A 15,417-nucleotide genomic window follows, 5' to 3' on the forward strand; every position below is an offset into this window, starting at 1 on the left:
TCCATGGCCCGCAATTTTCGCCGCACGCGGTCGGTCCAGCCAATAGCGGACCTGAACGTCACGAACCTGATCGATCTCGGGTTCATGCTGCTGATCATCTTCATGATCGTGGCGAATCCGACGATCCAGAAGGAGCAGACGATCCCGGTGAACCTGCCCGAGGTGTCGAAGGCGCCCGAGCAGAAGAGCGATCCCAACGATGTGTTCATGGCCGTCGGCGTCGATGCACAGGGTCGTTTCTACATCGAGAACAAGAACGCGCCGATCGGGATGGCCGAGCTGCGCAGCCAGTTGCGCGCCTATGCGCTGCAGTCGAAACCGCCGGTGATCCGGATCCGGGGTGACAGCCGCGTGCCGTACCAGAAGGTCGCCGAGCTCTTCAACGAAGTGCAGAAGGCGGGTCTGACGCGTTTCACGATCGACGCGCAGTCGCAGGACTGATCCCACCGTCATGCTCCGGGCCAAGAAAACGCGTCGTGCTGCGTTTAGCCTCGGCTTCGGCCGCGGTCAGCCGCGCTGAGCAACCATGACCGCACGCTCTCCAGGCGCATTCCTCCTCTCCGCGACGTTCCACGCGCTGATCATCGGCGTGGCGGTGTTCTTCGCGATGATGACGGACCAGCGGCTGAAGAAGCCGCCGCAGGTGCTCGAGCTGGTGGCGGGTGAGGGCGATAACTTTGCCGCGACCGAAGCGCCGAAACTGGGCACGCCCGGCGGACTGAAAATCGACGTCCAGCCGATGCCCACTCCGAAGGCGGCGCCGGAGCCCGAGCCTGCGCCGGTCGAGGTCGCACCGGTGCCACCCGCGCCCGTGGTCGAGCCGGCACCGACGCCCAAAGTCACTCCTGCCCCGAAGGAAAAGGCGCCGACGCCGAAACCGACGGAGACAGTGCCCAACTTCAAGAAACAGCTATTGCGCAAAGTTTGGGCAGCCGATGCGAAGGCGAAGAAGGAGGTCGCCAAGCAGCGCGCCGAGGAGGCCAAGCGGCTCAAGAAGGAGGAGTTCGACCGGATGCAGCGCGAGAAGTCGGCCAAGGCGGCGTCGGCCAAAAAGTCGGGCAGCGGCTCCGGCAAGGTTTCGCACATCGACACCGAAGGCATTGCCAAGGGCGTTATCGGCGGCTCGGCGAACAACAAGATTGGTGGCGCTGGCGGCAAGGCGCTGACGTCCAACGGCGGGGCCTTGACCGACCGTTACTTCGCCATGCTGAAGCAGCGCGTGCTCAACGCGCTCGAGAAGCCGCCGGGCGTCAGCGACGACCTGGAGGTTGAGGTGGTCGTGACGATTTCGGCGAGCGGCCGACTGTCGGGTGCGCGCGTGATCAAGTCTTCGGGCAGCGACGAGTTCGATCGCGCGGTCATCGCGGCCTTCGGGCGCGTGACCATGCCGGAGCATCCGGAGAAGCGCACGGAGGAGCTCGAATTGACGTTTCGCACCAAGGATGCCGGAGGAGGTTAAAAAAGGCCTTGCCTTCGGCGCGGGAAGAATGATTTTTCACGACCTCGCACACGCGAAGGGCTCTTAGCTCAGTTGGTAGAGCGCCTCAATGGCATTGAGGAGGTCACCAGTTCGAACCTGGTAGGGTCCACCAATTTACAAAAGCCGTCCCGCAAGGGACGGCTTCTTGTTTTTAGCCCCGGGGGCGGCCTGGTTCAGGCCTGCGGCTGGTCGATGCAGACGACGTAATAGCCGTTGTCGCGCACGACCGGAAAAAGGACCAATCCGCTGCGCAGCTTCTCGTCCGCGGTGCGGGTGCCGGCCCGGACAAGCACCTTGTTTTCGGCGCCATCGATCGGCACGGCCTCGACCTTTGAGGCGGCGAGGCGGGCGGCGGCCTGTGCAATGCAATCATCCAGAAGCGGCAAGACGCGGACATCCATGCTCATAGGCGGGGCGGGGGCTGGAGCGCCCGGGCGGGGCGCAGGGGTGGCCCGGAGTATCCGCGATGCTCGCGCCATTGCAGGCATAAAAATGCGGTGTACCGCGGACTGGCGGCCGGGCGGCGAAGGGGTTCAATGCGTCGCATGAAGGTCCTGGCGTGCGTGGCGTTGCTGGCGGTGGCTGCGGTGGTGAGCGCGGCGGAGACGGAGCCGGCGGAGACGCCGCGGCGGCCGCGGGCGCGGCTGGCGGGCGAGACCGTCCACGTGCGACTGGTGGGGACGACGGCGTATGTGCAGGTGGCGCTGCAGTTCGACGCCTGGCTGACCTCCGACCCCAAGTATGCGTACGTCTGCCTCTTCTCGACGCTGCCGACCGCGGAGGAGGCGCTCAGCAACGCGGGTTTCGAGCTGCGGGCGGGCGGGCGCGTGGTCAGCACGGCCGAGCGCTGCGCACCCCCGCGGCGCGTCGCCAATCTGCCCCGCAACGCGCGCGCCTTCTGGTTTCGCGTCAACCTCGACGAACTCGCCGACGAGACCGACCGGGCGGCGTCCGAGGGGCCGTTCGTCGTGAAGTTTGGCTACTCGGTGTCCCTCGTGGATGGACGTTTCCACTACGTGCCCGTGATCGCCGGCTTCGGCGATGCGCCCGGGCGACGCTGGGAGTATCAGATGCACGCGCGCTCGATCACGCGTCCGGTGAAGGTCGTTTCGGACTCCGACTACGAGCCGCTGGGCGACGCGGTGACCGTGTACCTGCGCGACGCCGCGATCGTGACGCTCGAATAACGCGACACCGCGCGACGGACCGCGCGTCGCGCCGCACGGGGCGCGGGCAAAGTTGCAGGTTGAAGGTTGGAAGGTTGCAGGTTGCGCGCCGGCCATGCCGGCGGCCTGTCGGCCTGTTGCAGGTTGGCAGGTTTGAAGGTTGCGGTTCAGGCCGGACGTGGCGCGACTTCGCGTCGGCAGGCCCGGGCGTTGGCATGTTGGAGGTTGAAGGTGGAAAAGTTCTAGATTGCGGCCCGGAAGTGCCGAACTGTCCGCGCGCGGCGCGGGTCGTGTCGGCGGATCGCCGGCGTACCCTGTGCGTCTTCCCCCAAAACACATCATGTCGAATCTCACCCGTCGGGAATTCGTGCGTCGTACCGCCTTGGCCGCCGCGGCCGCGCAGATCGCCTCCTCGCTGGCGGCGCAACCTTCGGCTCCCGCGGCGGCGCCGACCCCGAAGCGGCAGGCGCGTCCGGGCGTGGCCGAACTGCGCTGGCTCGACGGCAAGGCCCCACGCGTGCAGCCCGGCGCCACGTGTGGCGTGCCGTGGCCGCAGGGTGTGCACCCGGCGGGTACGACCTTCACGCTGCGTGCGGCCAACGGCGCCGAGCTGCCGGTGCAGAGCTGGCCGTTGGCCACCTGGCCGGATGGCTCGCTGAAGTGGACCGCGCACGCGCTGCCGGCGGACGTGAGCGGCGCGCCGGAGTTCGAGCTCGCAGCCGGAAAGCCGATCGCGCCGGCCAAGACGGTGCGCGCGGTCGAGGCGGGCGATGCCATCGAAGTGGATACCGGCGTGATCCAGGTCCGGATCGCGCGCACCGGCCGGGTGCTGGTGCCGCAGATCACGCGTAGCGGTCTGCCGATCCTACAGAATGGCCGGCTGGTGCTGCTGCGGCAGGATACCGCTGAGGCCGAGGCGAAGCCCGAGCCGTTCACTGGCGCGGTCGATCGCGTGACGCTCGAGCAGGCGGGACCCGTCCGCGCGGTGGTGAAGCTCGAGGGCCGGCACGCGGCCGACGGCGGCACGCGCGCGTGGCTGCCCTTCATCGTGCGCCTGTACTTTTATGCCGGCGGCGATGCGGTGCGCGTGCTGCACACGATCGTGCACGACGGCGACGAGAAGAAGGATTTCATTCGCGGGCTCGGCCTGCGGTTCAATGTTCCGCTCCGGGGCGAGCTGTACGATCGCCACGTGCGGTTCTCGGGCCAGGACGACGGCCTGTTCAGCGAGGCGGTGCGCGGGCTGACCGGACTGCGGCGCGACCCGGGCCGGGAGGTCAAGGCGGCGCAACGGGCCGGGCAGCGGACGCCGGCGATCGCGACCTGGCCGGCCGCGGTGAGTGACCGGCTGCAGTACGTCCCGGCGTTTGCGGACTGGACGCTGTTCCAGGCGAACGCGGACGGGTTCGAGATTCGGAAACGCACCAAGCCGGGCTACACCTGGCTGAGCGCCGCGCGCGGGCAGCGGGCGGGCGGCCTGGGTTACGTGGGCACGCCGGAAGGCGGCGTGGCGTTCGGCATTCGCAACTTCTGGCAGAGCCATCCGGCGCAGCTCGATATTCGCGGCGCGACGGGAGAGCAGGCGGAGGTGACGGCGTGGCTTTGGGCACCCAATGCCGGGGCGATGGACCTGCGTGGCTACCATGATGACATGGGACAGGACACCTATCCTGAGCAGCTCGAGGCGATGCAGATCACGTACGAGGACTACGAGCCCGGCTATGATCGTCCCGACGGCGTGGCGCGCACGAGCGAGCTGTACCTCTGGGCGCTGGCGGCGACGCCGAGCCCGGCGCAGTTGGTGACGCTGGCCGAAGTGGTGCGGACGCCCCCGGTGGTCATGGTGCGGCAGGAAACGATCCACGCGGCCGGGGTATTTGGGCGGCTGTGGTCGCCGGCCGATCGATCCACGCCGGAACGCGCTGCGATCGAGGACCAACTGGACTGGTATTTCGATTTCTACCAGCGGCAGCGCGAGGACCGCCGCTGGTATGGGTTCTGGAACTACGGCGACGTGATGCACAGCTACGACGACGACCGTCACGAGTGGAAATACGACGTGGGCGGCTTCGCGTGGGACAACTCGGAGCTTTCGACCGACATCTGGATCTGGCTCTACTTCCTGCACTCCGGCCGGCCAGAGGTGTTCCGCTTTGCCGAGGCGATGACGCGCCACACCGGCGAGGTCGACGTGCACCACCAGGGGCGTTTCGCGCCGCTGGGGTCGCGTCACAACGTCCTGCACTGGGGCTGCAGCGCGAAGCAGCTGCGGATCAGCACCGCGGTCAACCGCCGGTACTACTACTATCTCACCGGCGACGAGCGGGTGGGCGACCTCATGCGCGAGCAGGTGGAGGCGGCGCGGGCGCTGGCGATGATCCAGGCCAACCGCAAGGTGGCCGCGGAGCGGGTGACGCCGCCCGATCCGCACGCGACCGAGGTTTATGCCGGGTTCGGTACCGATTGGGGTTCCATCGCCGGGGCGTGGCTGACCGAGTGGGAGCGGACCGGTGACCCGCGGATGCGGGATCGGCTGGTCGCGAGCATGCGCGGCATCGCCGGGCAGCCGCAGGGCTTCTTCACGGGCGGCGCGCGGCTGCAGTTGGCAAGCGGCGGGTTTGCGCGCAGCGCGGACGACAAGCCGCAGGTGTCGCACCTGAGCGCGGTGTTCGGCCTCGTCGAGGTTTGCGCCGAACTCATCGAGCTGATCGACGTGCCCGAGTTCAAGCAGGCCTGGCTGGAGTACTGCTCGCTCTACAACGCCTCACCCGAGGAGCAGAAGCGCCGCTTCGGCGCGCCGCTGCGGGGCATCAGCCTCACGCAAGGCCACTCGCGCCTCACGGCGTACGCCGCCCGACAAAAGCAGGATCCGACCTTGGCGAAGCGGGCCTGGGCCGAGTTCGTGCGGCCCGAGGGCCCCTGGAGCCGGCGCCGGCCGGAAGAGAAACTCGTGAGCGGTCCGGAGGTGCTCCGGCCGGTGCACGAGGCGACCTTCGTGTCGACCAACGGCACCGCGCAGTGGGGCCTCGCCGCCATCGAGTGCCTCGCGCTCGTGGGCGAGGCGCTACCCGCTGACAGCGGGAAGTAGCGCGGGGATTGGAAGCGCGATTTCGCAGTTCTCGGCCGGTGGTAGCCGGCCGAGAACGAGAACGAGAACGAAGCCCTCGAGAGTAAGAGAAAGAGGAAGAGTAAGAGAAAGAGGAGGGGGGCAGAGCCTAAGATTCGGGTGGCAAAGGGGGAGGGGCTGGGGGCATACACTGGGCGCTTCTTTCGTCACGCTGCACCGCCTCATGGAACCCAACGAAGGCATCATCCTGCTCGACCCGTTTCCGCGCCGCATTGACCGCATCTTCGACGAGCCGACGAAACGCCGGCTCGAGAAACTCGGCCGGGTGCTCTGGCACGACGGTTCGCCGGCGGCGGCCGAGCACATTGACCGGCATCTGCCGCAGACCATCGCGCTGATCGGGCAGTCGCCGCTCGACAAGGCGCGCCTCGACCGCGCGCCGCATCTCCGCGCGGTGTTCAACGTCGAGAGCAACTTTCTGCCCAACGTCGACTACGCCGAGTGCCACCGCCGAGGAATCCCGGTGCTGTCAACGGGGCCGGTGTACGCGCGGCCGGTGGCCGAGATGGTCCTCGGCATGGCGCTGTCGCTGGCGCGGCGCATTCACGAAGCGGATGCGGCGGTCCGGGCCGGACGGGAGTTCAAGGGCGACAACCACGACTCGTTCCTTCTGCACGGGAAGCCGCTCGCGATCGTCGGCTTCGGCAATCTCGGCCGCGCGCTGCTGCCGCTCCTGCGGCCGTTTTCGCGCGAGATCCTCATCCATGATCCGTGGGTGCATCCGTCGGTGCTCCGGGAGAATGACGTCATCCCGGCATCGCTCGACGAGTGTTTTGCCCGGGCGCGCGTGGTCTTCCTCCTGGCGGCGAACACGAGCGAGAACACGGGCCGGATCGGCGCGCGGCATTTCGCGAGCATGCAGCGGGGAAGCGTGGTGATCCTGGCGAGCCGGGCGGAGCTCGTGAACTTCCCGGAACTCCTGGCGGCAGCGGCGAGCGGGCACATCCGCGCGGGCATCGACGTTTGGCCGACCGAGCCGATCCCGAAGGACGAGCTCGGCCGCAACACGCCGAACACGCTCGTGGCGGCCCATCGCGCCGGCAGCATTCCGGAAATCCAGCCGCTCATCGGGCAGCTCGTGGCCGACGATCTCGAAGCCATCCTGGCGGGCCTGCCGCCACAGCGCTGCCAGCGCGCGGCACTCGAGACGGTGGGCAAGTTGCGCAGCAAACCGGTCGGCGCATGGTCGCTGTCCGACACCACGCGAAAACCCTGAGCCTCCTCCTCCCATGAAAATCCTCTTTATCGGCGGCTCGGGCGTGATCAGCCGGGCGGCCACCGAGCTCACGCTCGCGCAGGGCCACGAGCTCTGGTTGCTGAACCGCGGCCAACGCCGGCCGATTCCGGGCGTGCGCTCGCTGGTGGCGGACATAGCGAACCCGGAGGCGGCGCGCGCCGCGCTGCGCGGGCACAGCTGGGATGTCGTGGTGGAGTGGATCGGCTTCACGCCGGCGGACGTCCGGCGCGACCTGGGGCTGTTCCGCGACTGCACGCGGCAGTATGTCTTCATCAGCTCGGCGAGCGTGTACCAGAAGCCCCTCGGGCACTACCTGATCACGGAGTCCACCCCGCGGGCGAATCCGCATTGGGAATACTCGCGCCAGAAGATCGCGTGTGAGCTCGAACTCGAGGCGGCGTACCGTGACACCGGCTTTCCCGCCGTGATCGTCCGTCCCTCGCTGACCTACGGCGAGGACCAGGTGCCGCTCGTGCTCAATGCGTGGAACCAGAGCTGGACGACGATTGACCGGATGCGCCGCGGCGCGCCGGTGATCATTCCGGGCGATGGCTCGTCGCTGTGGACGATCACGCACAACACCGATTTCGCGGCGGGCATCGTGGGGCTCTTCGGCAATCCGGCTACGCTCGGCCACGCGTTTCACATCACCTCGGACGAGGTGCTCACGTGGAACCAGATTTTCCAGCAGGCGGCGGAGGCGGCCGGGGTGAAGACGCCGCGCTTCGTCCACATTCCGTCGGACTTCATCATTTCCTGCGTGCCGGCGGTGGAAGGTACGCTGCTCGGCGACAAGGCGGTGTCGGCGGTGTTCGATAACACGAAGATCAAGCGCTTCGTGCCCGGCTTCACCGCGAAGACGCGCTTTGCGGACGGGATTCGGAAGACGATTGCCTGGTTCGACGCCGATCCCGCGCGGCAGCAGATCGACGCCGCGACCAATGCACGCTGGGACAAACTCGTCGCCGCCTACGAAGCCGGCTGCGCCCTCGCGCGCGAGCGGTTCGCCGCGGCGTAGTTGGTCAGAGCGAGGCCCCGGCGCGCGGCCGCAGAGTACATTGAGGAGGCGTCGAGACGGCCGCTCGCGTCGAAATGTATTATAAAATGGACAAAGAGGCCACGAAATGGCCATTTTATGGCCATTCTATGGCCCGGATCGTGCCCATTCTCTTCCCCGCCCAAGCCCGCCAACTCGAGGCTTTGGGGGAGCGGTTGCGCCTTGCGCGGTTGCGACGGCGGTATTCCGCAGCTGCGGTGGCAACCCGGGCCGGAGTGACGCGGACGACGCTGCACCGAGCCGAACGGGGTGACCCCGGTGTTTCGCTCGGAACCTACGGGGCTGTGCTGCGCGTGCTAGGGCTGCATGGCGATCTGGACACGGTGGCGCGAGATGACGAACTCGGGCGGAAACTACAGGACCTAAACCTGCCGGCGCGTCGGACGGCACCTCGCCGGGCCCAACCCCGTCCGCCATCGTGAAAGCGCGAAATCGCGAGGAAGTTGAGGTTCTGCTTGAGGCCGACTTCCTCGGCGCGGCCTTCCGGGTTGGGACGTTGTTCCACGCCGCGGCGCACGGTCGGGAGATCTTCTCGTTCGCCTATGAGCGGTCCTGGCTCGATCGAGGCGACGCTTTCGCCATCGATCCTGACCTTCAATTGCACGCAGGGGAGAGCTATGCGGCGAACGACACGGGCGTATTCCGCATCTTCTTGGATTCCGCACCGGACCGTTGGGGGCGGTTGCTGCTGGACAGACGTGAAGTCTTGCGGGCGCGTGAAGCCAAGCGTCCGGTGCGGACGCTGGGTGAGTGGGATTACCTGCTCGGCGTTCACGATAGCTGTCGCATGGGCGCATTGCGCTTCCGGACGGGGCCGGACCAACCCTTCCTCGACGATGACGACGGCCTCGCTGCCCCGCCGCTCGCGTCGTTGCGGGAGTTGGAGGCTGCGTCTCTCGCGTTGGAAGCCCCGGGTGCGCCTGAGCGGAAGGAGTTTTCCCGCTGGCTCATGGCACTGCTGGCCCCGGGTAGCTCGCTGGGTGGGGCCCGGCCGAAAGCAAACTTCACCCATCGGGATGGATCGCTGTGGATCGCGAAGTTTCCCAGCCGGGATGATCGGCGTGACATGGGGGCGTGGGAGTTGCTTGTGCACGAATTGGCGGTTGCGGCCGGGGTGGACGTGGCCCGGGCGGAGCTGTTGTCGCTCTCAGGTCGGCACCGCACCTTCGCCACGAGGCGATTCGACCGGGTTTCGGGTGGCAGGCGGTTCTTCGTCTCGGCCATGACGCTGTTGGGGCGGACTGATGGCCAGGGAGGCAGCTATCTCGACCTCGCTGAGTTCCTCACGACGCGGGGCAGCGTGCGGCATCGGGCGGATGATCTTCGCCAGCTTTGGACGCGGGTGGCGTTCAGTGTCTGCGCTGGCAACACCGACGATCATCTTCGCAACCACGGGTTCATCCTGGAGGCGGATGGCTGGCGGCTTGCGCCAGCCTACGATCTCAACGCCAATCCCGAGCGGCGATTGCACACGCTCGCGATCGACGAACGTGACCCGACCCCAGATCCAGCCATCGTGCTTGCAACTGCGCCGTATTATGGGCTGAAGCCGCAGGTTGCCGACGGCATCATGGCCAAAGTTCGCGGCGCGGTGGCGCAGTGGCGCGACGTGGCGCGCCGGCTGCGAATTCCCCGGGACGAAATCGAACTGCTGGCGCCGGCATTCGCCGAGCGGCGTTAAGCGGCGCGGGTTCGGCTGCTCGGCCGCGCCGTTTTCGCGGCAGCGAAAACGGGCTAGTCGGCCGGGACGAGGCGGGCGATCTGGTCGGGATCGTTGAAGGCGATGTAGAGGTAGCCGTCGGGACCGTTGGCGACGTCGCGAATCCGGCCGAGGTCCTTCACGATCAGCTCCTGGCCGGTCACGCGATTGTCCTCGATGACCACGCGCCGGAGTTCCTCGGCGGCGAGCGAGCCGACGAACAGGTTGCCGGTCCAGCGCGGGAACCGGGTGCCGGTGTAGAAATCGAGTCCGCACACCGCGATGGAGGGCGTCCAGTGGATCACCGGCTGCTCCATGCCCTCGTGGGCGGTCTCGCCGGTGATCGGCGTGCCGTCGTAGTTCATGCCGTAGGTGATCACGGGCCAGCCGTAGTTCCGGCCGCGCTCGATCAGGTTGAGTTCGTCGCCGCCGCGCGGCCCGTGCTCGGTTTCCCACAGCCGGCCGGTGCGCGGGTCGAAATCGAGGCCCTGGGGGTTGCGGTTGCCGTAGGCCCAGATCGAGCCGATCGCGCCGGCCTGGCCGGCGAAGGGGTTGTCGGAGGGAATCCGGCCGTCGTCGTGGATGCGATGGATCTTGCCGTTGGGCCGGTGGACGTCCTGCGCGTGCTCCTTCCGACCGCGTTCGCCATGGCTAAAGAAGAGGTAACCCTTGCCATCGAAGGCGAGCCGGCAGCCGTAGTGGACGCCGCCCGCGGGGAGATACGTCTCAAGCGGGGCGGCCCAGATCGGGTGTTCGTCGACCCACGCGCCGTCGCGAATCCGGCCCCGGACGATCTTGGTCATGCTGACGGCCTCGCCGCTGGCGTTGCGGGTCGGATGGCTGAACGAGAGGTAGATCCAGCCGTTGCGGGCAAAGTCGGGATGCACCGCGACGTCGAGGAGTCCGCCCTGGCCGTTCGCGGTCACCTCGGGCGTACCCGAAATCGCGTTACGCTGCAGCCTGCCGTCGCGGGCAATCCGGAGGTGCCCGGCCTTTTCGGTGATCAGCATCTGGCCGTCGGGCAGCCAATCGACGGACCACGGCGTGCGCACGCCATCGACCACGGGCTCAACGCGAAACGAGTGCTGGGAGGACTTAATGACGCGGTTGCGGCTGACGCTCGGGCGGGCGGGCTGGGCCTTGGCGCGGCTTTCGTGAATGAAGATGACGAGCGAGCGGATCTCGGCGTCGGAGAGGCCCGCCTTGAAACTGGGCATTCCGGCGTCGCCGGTGCCGTCGCGAATGATGCGGGCAAGCATGGCGTCCTCGGGGCCGTAGCGCCACTGGTCGTCGAGCATGCTCGGCGCGCTGTCGCTGCCCTGCAGCGCTCGGCCGTGGCACGAAGCGCAGAGCTGGGCGTACAGCGAGGGCGCGTCGCGGCGCTGCGCCAGGCCGAGGGAGACAAACGTGAGTGAGCCGAGGAGGGCGACCGTCAGGTGGGCGGGTTTCATGGGAGCAGTGCGGAGGGGCGGGGGCGCGCGCACCGTTCCATCGCCTGCGCGCAGGGTCAAATGGGGGGCGGGGGGGCCCTGGCCTTTCTCATACTCTTCCTCTTTCTCTTACTCTCATTCGTTCATCCCGGTTCTCGGTCTCGCGCCGCGCATCGCGCGGCGCGAACGGATGAGAGTAAGAGAAAGAGGAAGAGGAAGAGTATGAGAAAGAGTGTCGGGGCGGCCCCCTCTTTGGCCCAAAAACCCGCGCTTGAGGTCATCGGGGGGCGCTGATTGTCGTATCGGCCCCCTCTGATCTTCCATGTCCATTTACGCTCGTGAGGTTCGCCCGGCGCCGATGCCGCGGCACGTCATCAATGAACGCGCCGCACTCGAGCGCGTGCCGGACGATTGGGACCTTCTGCCGCCGGGCGACGCGGCGCTGAGCCGACGGATCAAGGAGGACGGGCCGACGATCACCGTGATCGAGATGAAGGGGCGGAAACGCTTCTCGCGCGGGATCTGGGCGCCGGCGAATCGGATCGCGGCGCTGCGAGCGGAGCGACAGGTGGAGCTGCAGGATCCGAGTTACCAGAAGCGCCTCGATGCCGGACGGGCGCGGCGCGCGGCGGCGGAGGAGGACTACGCGGTGGATTTCACGACGGCGGTATTCCGGTACCTGGCGTTTCACGCCCGGCACGAAGCGGCGGCGCGGGCCCTGGCCGGGCTCATCGCGGCTCACGCCACGCCGGTGGGCAGTGGGACGGTGGCGCGCACGAAACGCATTCCGGTCGAAGCGCGCGCCGAAGCGGCAACCATCGCCTGGCTGCGCCACCAGACCACGGGCTACGATGACATGGTGATCCCGCGCGAGAAGGGGCGCCGCCGCGAGGTCCGCCGCATGCTGGCGCAGCGCTCAGTGCGACTCCTGGAAAAGTACCGATCCGGCGCGCCGTTTGACCCGGCGCAGTGTCCGCTCCACACGGCGCTGGCCCCGCACCTGGCAGTGCGCACGATCGGCTGACCCACCGCGCGCGGCGGGCGTCACTCGGGCTTGGTCATGCCCTCGAACACGACGCCGTCGGCAGGCTGGCCGGCGGGACGAGCCGAGACGGTTTGGACAATGTCACGAAAGACCGGGGCGGCGGGATACTTCACCAAATAGCCGTGGGCGCCGAGTTCGTACGCCCGGCGCACGTCACGGGCCTCGGCCGAGGAGGAGAGCACGATGACGGCGGTGCCGCGCAACGCGGGTTGCGCGCGGATCCACTCCAGCACCTCGAAGCCGCTGCGCAGCGGCAGCTTCAGGTCGAGAAAGACGACGCGCGGCAGCAGCTCGGCCGGCCCTTGCGCCAGTTCCGCGAGCTGGTCGATCGCCGCCTGTCCGTTGGTGGCCACGCCCAGCGGGTTCCGAATGTCCGCTTTCATGAGCAGCCGGCGGAAGAGGAACAGGTCGTCGTCCGAATCCTCGACGACGAAGATGGGAAAGCGGTCAGGCATGGACGACGCGGGCACCTCCATCCGCGCCGGGGAACGGGCGGAAGGCGGAGCGGCCGGAAAGGGTGCGAGGGAAGAGGACAAAGCGGCGTGGAGTGGCGGTTTGAAAGGACGGCGCGATGGACCGCCGAACCGGGCGAAGGCTCCCCGTCAGATGAAAATCCCGTAGGGCGGGCTCAGGAGCGGAGCAGGGGCGGCTCATCGGTCGGTGGGGTTGATTCCGCCTGGTGGATCCGCGCGATGGTCTCGCGCCAGTGGGCGTCGTCGCGCTCGCGGCGGATGGCGGCCCGGTACTCGAGTTCGCCGGCGATCAGGATGAACCCGAGCAGGGCGGCGGTGAGATAAAGCGGGGACTCGCCGTAGAAGAGCGGCACCGCGATCACGCCGATGATGCCGATTCCCGCGAGTACCTTGGCGATGTTGGCGGCGATGCGGGTGGCGCGCAGGTAGGGCAGACGCGAAGCGAGGGCCGCGCGCAGGATACGGCCGCCGTCCATCGGAAATACCGGGACGAGGTTGAACAGGCCCATGATGAGGTTCCAGTGGGCGAGCAGTTGCGCGAAGCCTCTGGCATCGGCGGTGAAACCGTACTGTCCCCACGGCCAGCCGGCGGGGGCGCCGATGAACAGGAAGATCAGGCCGGCGATGGCGAAGTTCACCGCCGGGCCGGCGACGGTGATAAGGAGCTCGCGGGCCGGTTGGCGCGGGATGGTGTCGAACTCCGCCATGCCACCGATCGGCATCAAGAGGATGCGGCGGACGCCCACGCCGAACTGCATCGCGGTCAGGGAATGGCCCAGCTCGTGGAGGACGACGCAGGTGAAGAATGCGAGCAGGATGCCGACGTTCCACGCCATATCCACCCATCCGCCGCCTTGACCCGTTTTCGGATCCGCCTGCCAGCCCTCCCACGCCACGAACCCGAGCAGCAGGAAGAACGAGGAATGCACCGCCAACTGAATCCCGCGCACCCGGAAAAGTTTAAGCGACCAGTTCAGCATCAGGACGTGGCAGGGTCTCGGAGATAGAAGGGAAACGGGCTGGAGACGCCGGCGCGAGCGGCGGTTTCACGGTGCCGTCAAACCGACCGAAAACAAGCCATTGCATCGATTTACTGGCCCGAAGTTTGCTACGGAACCCGTGGACGGCCGCCTTCCGGTCAGGAGCCGAACGCCCGCAGTTCGCGCTTTGCGGCTGCGGCAATCGGTTCCAGTGTGGGCGCTCCGTCCCGAACCTCTCGCATGCCCGACACCACCGCCAAGTCACCCACGATCCTGGTCATCGATGACGATGCCGAGATCCGCTACTCGCTCTCCCGCGTCCTGTCCTCGCGCCATTTCCAGGTGCTCGAGGCGGCGAGCGGCGAGCAGGGCGTGGCAGCGGTGAAGAAGGGCCCGGCGCCAGACCTGATTTTCCTCGATGTGCGCATGGGCGGGATGAGCGGCATCGAGGCGCTGCAGCACATCCGCTCCGCCAATCCGCGGCAGCTCGTGATCCTGATGACGGCCTTTGGCACGGCGCAGACCGCGATCGAAGCGATGAAGTATGGCGCCTTCGACTACGTCATGAAGCCCTTCGACCCCGCGAAGGTGCTGGCGCTCGCGGACAAGGCGCTCAAGGCCCACGCCGACCTGCGCGCGGTGAGCGACTACAAGCCGAGCATCAACCTCGAGGACTACCGCGAAGGCATCGTCGGTAGTTCGCCGGTGATGCAGGACGTCTTCAAGATCATCGGCCAGGTCACGGCGAGCGACGTCACGGTGATGATCACGGGCGAGAGCGGCACCGGCAAGGAACTGGTCGCCCGCTCGATTTGGAAGCACAGCCACCGCGCCGGGAAGCCTTTCATCGCGGTCAACTGCGCGGCGATTCCCGACAACCTCATCGAGAGCGAGCTGTTCGGCCATGAGAAGGGCTCGTTCACGGGCGCGACGGCGCAGCGCATCGGCAAGTTCGAGCTGTGCGACGGCGGCACCATCTTCCTCGACGAAATCGGCGACATGGCGCTGCAGACGCAGACGAAGATCCTGCGGGTGCTGCAGGTGGGCGAGATCCAGCGCGTCGGCGGCAGCGAGACGATCCGCGTCGACGTGCGCATCATCGCGGCGACCAACAAGGATCTCGAGGAGATGGTGAAGGCGAAAACCTTCCGCGAGGACCTCTACTATCGGCTCAACGTCGTGCGCATCAAGATGCCGCCCCTGCGGGAGCGGACGGAGGACGTGCCGCAGATTGTCGACTACTGCCTGCAGAGCCTGGTGCGGCAGAAAAAGTCGCGGGTGACGAAGGTGGCGCCGGAGGCGATGGCCGTGCTCACGCGCCACACGTGGCCGGGCAATGTGCGCGAGCTGGAGAACGTGATTTATCGGAGCGCGGTGATCGCCCAGGGCGATGCGATTCTCGTGAAGGACCTGCCTGCGGAGATCTGCGGCGCCGCGGCGGAAGGCCAGCCGGCTGCCACGGCGGCGGAGGTCGAGGAGCGCACGGTCGAACCCGCGACGGCGATCGCGGACGCCGAGCCGGCGCCAGAACTCACCGTCGAGCGCGCGCTGGATTTCCTGTTCACGCAGCTGCGGGCGGAGGGCAAGCCGGTGCTCGCCCGCGTGGAGCGTGAACTGGCCGCCCGGGCCAAGGCGGCCGAGGGCGGCGATGTCGCCAAGGCGGCGAAGCTCCTCGGCATCACCAAGACGGCGCTGCAGAAATTGACGCCCGCCGAATAGGCGG

General features: G+C 67.6%; 14 protein-coding genes and 1 tRNA gene. 11 read left to right on the forward strand and 4 right to left on the reverse strand.

The annotated features are described in order from the left end of the window. Positions 1-3 precede the first annotated feature (3 nt). From DB354_RS10525 to DB354_RS10535, 3 genes are all read left to right on the forward strand, one after another. Positions 4-441 carry a biopolymer transporter ExbD gene (locus DB354_RS10525; RefSeq protein WP_107835591.1) on the forward strand — a complete coding sequence of 146 codons (438 nt, stop codon included), beginning with the start codon at positions 4-6 and terminating at the stop codon, positions 439-441. Between the two features lie 85 nt (positions 442-526). Continuing rightward, positions 527-1,459 (forward strand): cell envelope integrity protein TolA, encoded by a 933-nt coding sequence (locus tag DB354_RS10530; protein ID WP_107835592.1) that lies wholly within the window; start codon positions 527-529, stop codon positions 1,457-1,459. Positions 1,460-1,516: 57 nt separating this feature from the next. Next, a tRNA-Ala gene (locus tag DB354_RS10535) sits at positions 1,517-1,592 on the forward strand. 61 nt (positions 1,593-1,653) lie between these two features. Here DB354_RS10535 and DB354_RS10540 read toward each other — a convergent pair. After that, the gene (locus DB354_RS10540) at positions 1,654-1,887 is read right to left on the reverse strand and encodes a hypothetical protein (protein ID WP_107835593.1); all 234 of its coding nucleotides are present in this window, start codon (positions 1,885-1,887) and stop codon (positions 1,654-1,656) included. 138 nt (positions 1,888-2,025) lie between these two features. Between DB354_RS10540 and DB354_RS10545 the strand changes: the two genes are divergently transcribed. The 6 genes from DB354_RS10545 to DB354_RS10570 all read left to right on the forward strand — a co-directional run bounded on the left by DB354_RS10545 (position 2,026) and on the right by DB354_RS10570 (position 9,748). Beyond that, entirely contained in the window at positions 2,026-2,667 is a 642-nt protein-coding gene (locus tag DB354_RS10545; protein ID WP_107835594.1) for a hypothetical protein, read from the forward strand. Positions 2,668-2,986: 319 nt separating this feature from the next. Next, positions 2,987-5,734 (forward strand): Tat pathway signal sequence domain protein, encoded by a 2,748-nt coding sequence (locus tag DB354_RS10550; protein WP_107835595.1) that lies wholly within the window; start codon positions 2,987-2,989, stop codon positions 5,732-5,734. Between the two features lie 202 nt (positions 5,735-5,936). Then, on the forward strand, positions 5,937-6,989 hold the full coding sequence (locus DB354_RS10555; protein WP_107835596.1) for a hydroxyacid dehydrogenase: 1,053 nt from the start codon (positions 5,937-5,939) through the stop codon (positions 6,987-6,989). A gap of 13 nt (positions 6,990-7,002) precedes the next feature. Then, positions 7,003-8,028 (forward strand): SDR family oxidoreductase, encoded by a 1,026-nt coding sequence (locus tag DB354_RS10560; protein WP_107835597.1) that lies wholly within the window; start codon positions 7,003-7,005, stop codon positions 8,026-8,028. Positions 8,029-8,156: 128 nt separating this feature from the next. Further along, the gene (locus DB354_RS23000) at positions 8,157-8,489 is read left to right on the forward strand and encodes a helix-turn-helix transcriptional regulator (protein ID WP_107835598.1); all 333 of its coding nucleotides are present in this window, start codon (positions 8,157-8,159) and stop codon (positions 8,487-8,489) included. Continuing rightward, the gene (locus tag DB354_RS10570) at positions 8,486-9,748 is read left to right on the forward strand and encodes a type II toxin-antitoxin system HipA family toxin (RefSeq protein WP_107835599.1); all 1,263 of its coding nucleotides are present in this window, start codon (positions 8,486-8,488) and stop codon (positions 9,746-9,748) included. The genes DB354_RS23000 and DB354_RS10570 overlap by 4 nt, the downstream gene beginning before the upstream one ends. 53 nt (positions 9,749-9,801) lie before the next feature. Here the strand turns inward: DB354_RS10570 and DB354_RS10575 are convergent, their stop codons facing one another. After that, the gene (locus tag DB354_RS10575) at positions 9,802-11,217 is read right to left on the reverse strand and encodes a PQQ-dependent sugar dehydrogenase (RefSeq protein WP_107835600.1); all 1,416 of its coding nucleotides are present in this window, start codon (positions 11,215-11,217) and stop codon (positions 9,802-9,804) included. Positions 11,218-11,518: 301 nt separating this feature from the next. Between DB354_RS10575 and DB354_RS10580 the strand changes: the two genes are divergently transcribed. Continuing rightward, entirely contained in the window at positions 11,519-12,220 is a 702-nt protein-coding gene (locus DB354_RS10580; protein ID WP_107835601.1) for a DUF2293 domain-containing protein, read from the forward strand. Between the two features lie 20 nt (positions 12,221-12,240). Here the strand turns inward: DB354_RS10580 and DB354_RS10585 are convergent, their stop codons facing one another. Together DB354_RS10585 and DB354_RS10590 are read right to left on the reverse strand one after the other, a co-directional pair. Continuing rightward, positions 12,241-12,696: a response regulator gene (locus tag DB354_RS10585; protein ID WP_107836040.1), complete on the reverse strand. Its 456-nt coding sequence runs from the start codon at positions 12,694-12,696 to the stop codon at positions 12,241-12,243. A 173-nt stretch (positions 12,697-12,869) separates the two neighbouring features. Further along, the gene (locus DB354_RS10590; RefSeq protein WP_233256609.1) at positions 12,870-13,643 is read right to left on the reverse strand and encodes a site-2 protease family protein; all 774 of its coding nucleotides are present in this window, start codon (positions 13,641-13,643) and stop codon (positions 12,870-12,872) included. Positions 13,644-13,934: 291 nt separating this feature from the next. On the opposite strand from DB354_RS10590, the gene DB354_RS10595 reads away from it, so the two are divergent. Then, on the forward strand, positions 13,935-15,413 hold the full coding sequence (locus DB354_RS10595) for a sigma-54 dependent transcriptional regulator (RefSeq protein WP_107835603.1): 1,479 nt from the start codon (positions 13,935-13,937) through the stop codon (positions 15,411-15,413). Positions 15,414-15,417 lie beyond the last annotated feature (4 nt).

Source organism: Opitutus sp. ER46 (assembly GCF_003054705.1).
In the GTDB taxonomy this organism is placed as follows: Bacteria; Verrucomicrobiota; Verrucomicrobiia; order Opitutales; family Opitutaceae; genus ER46.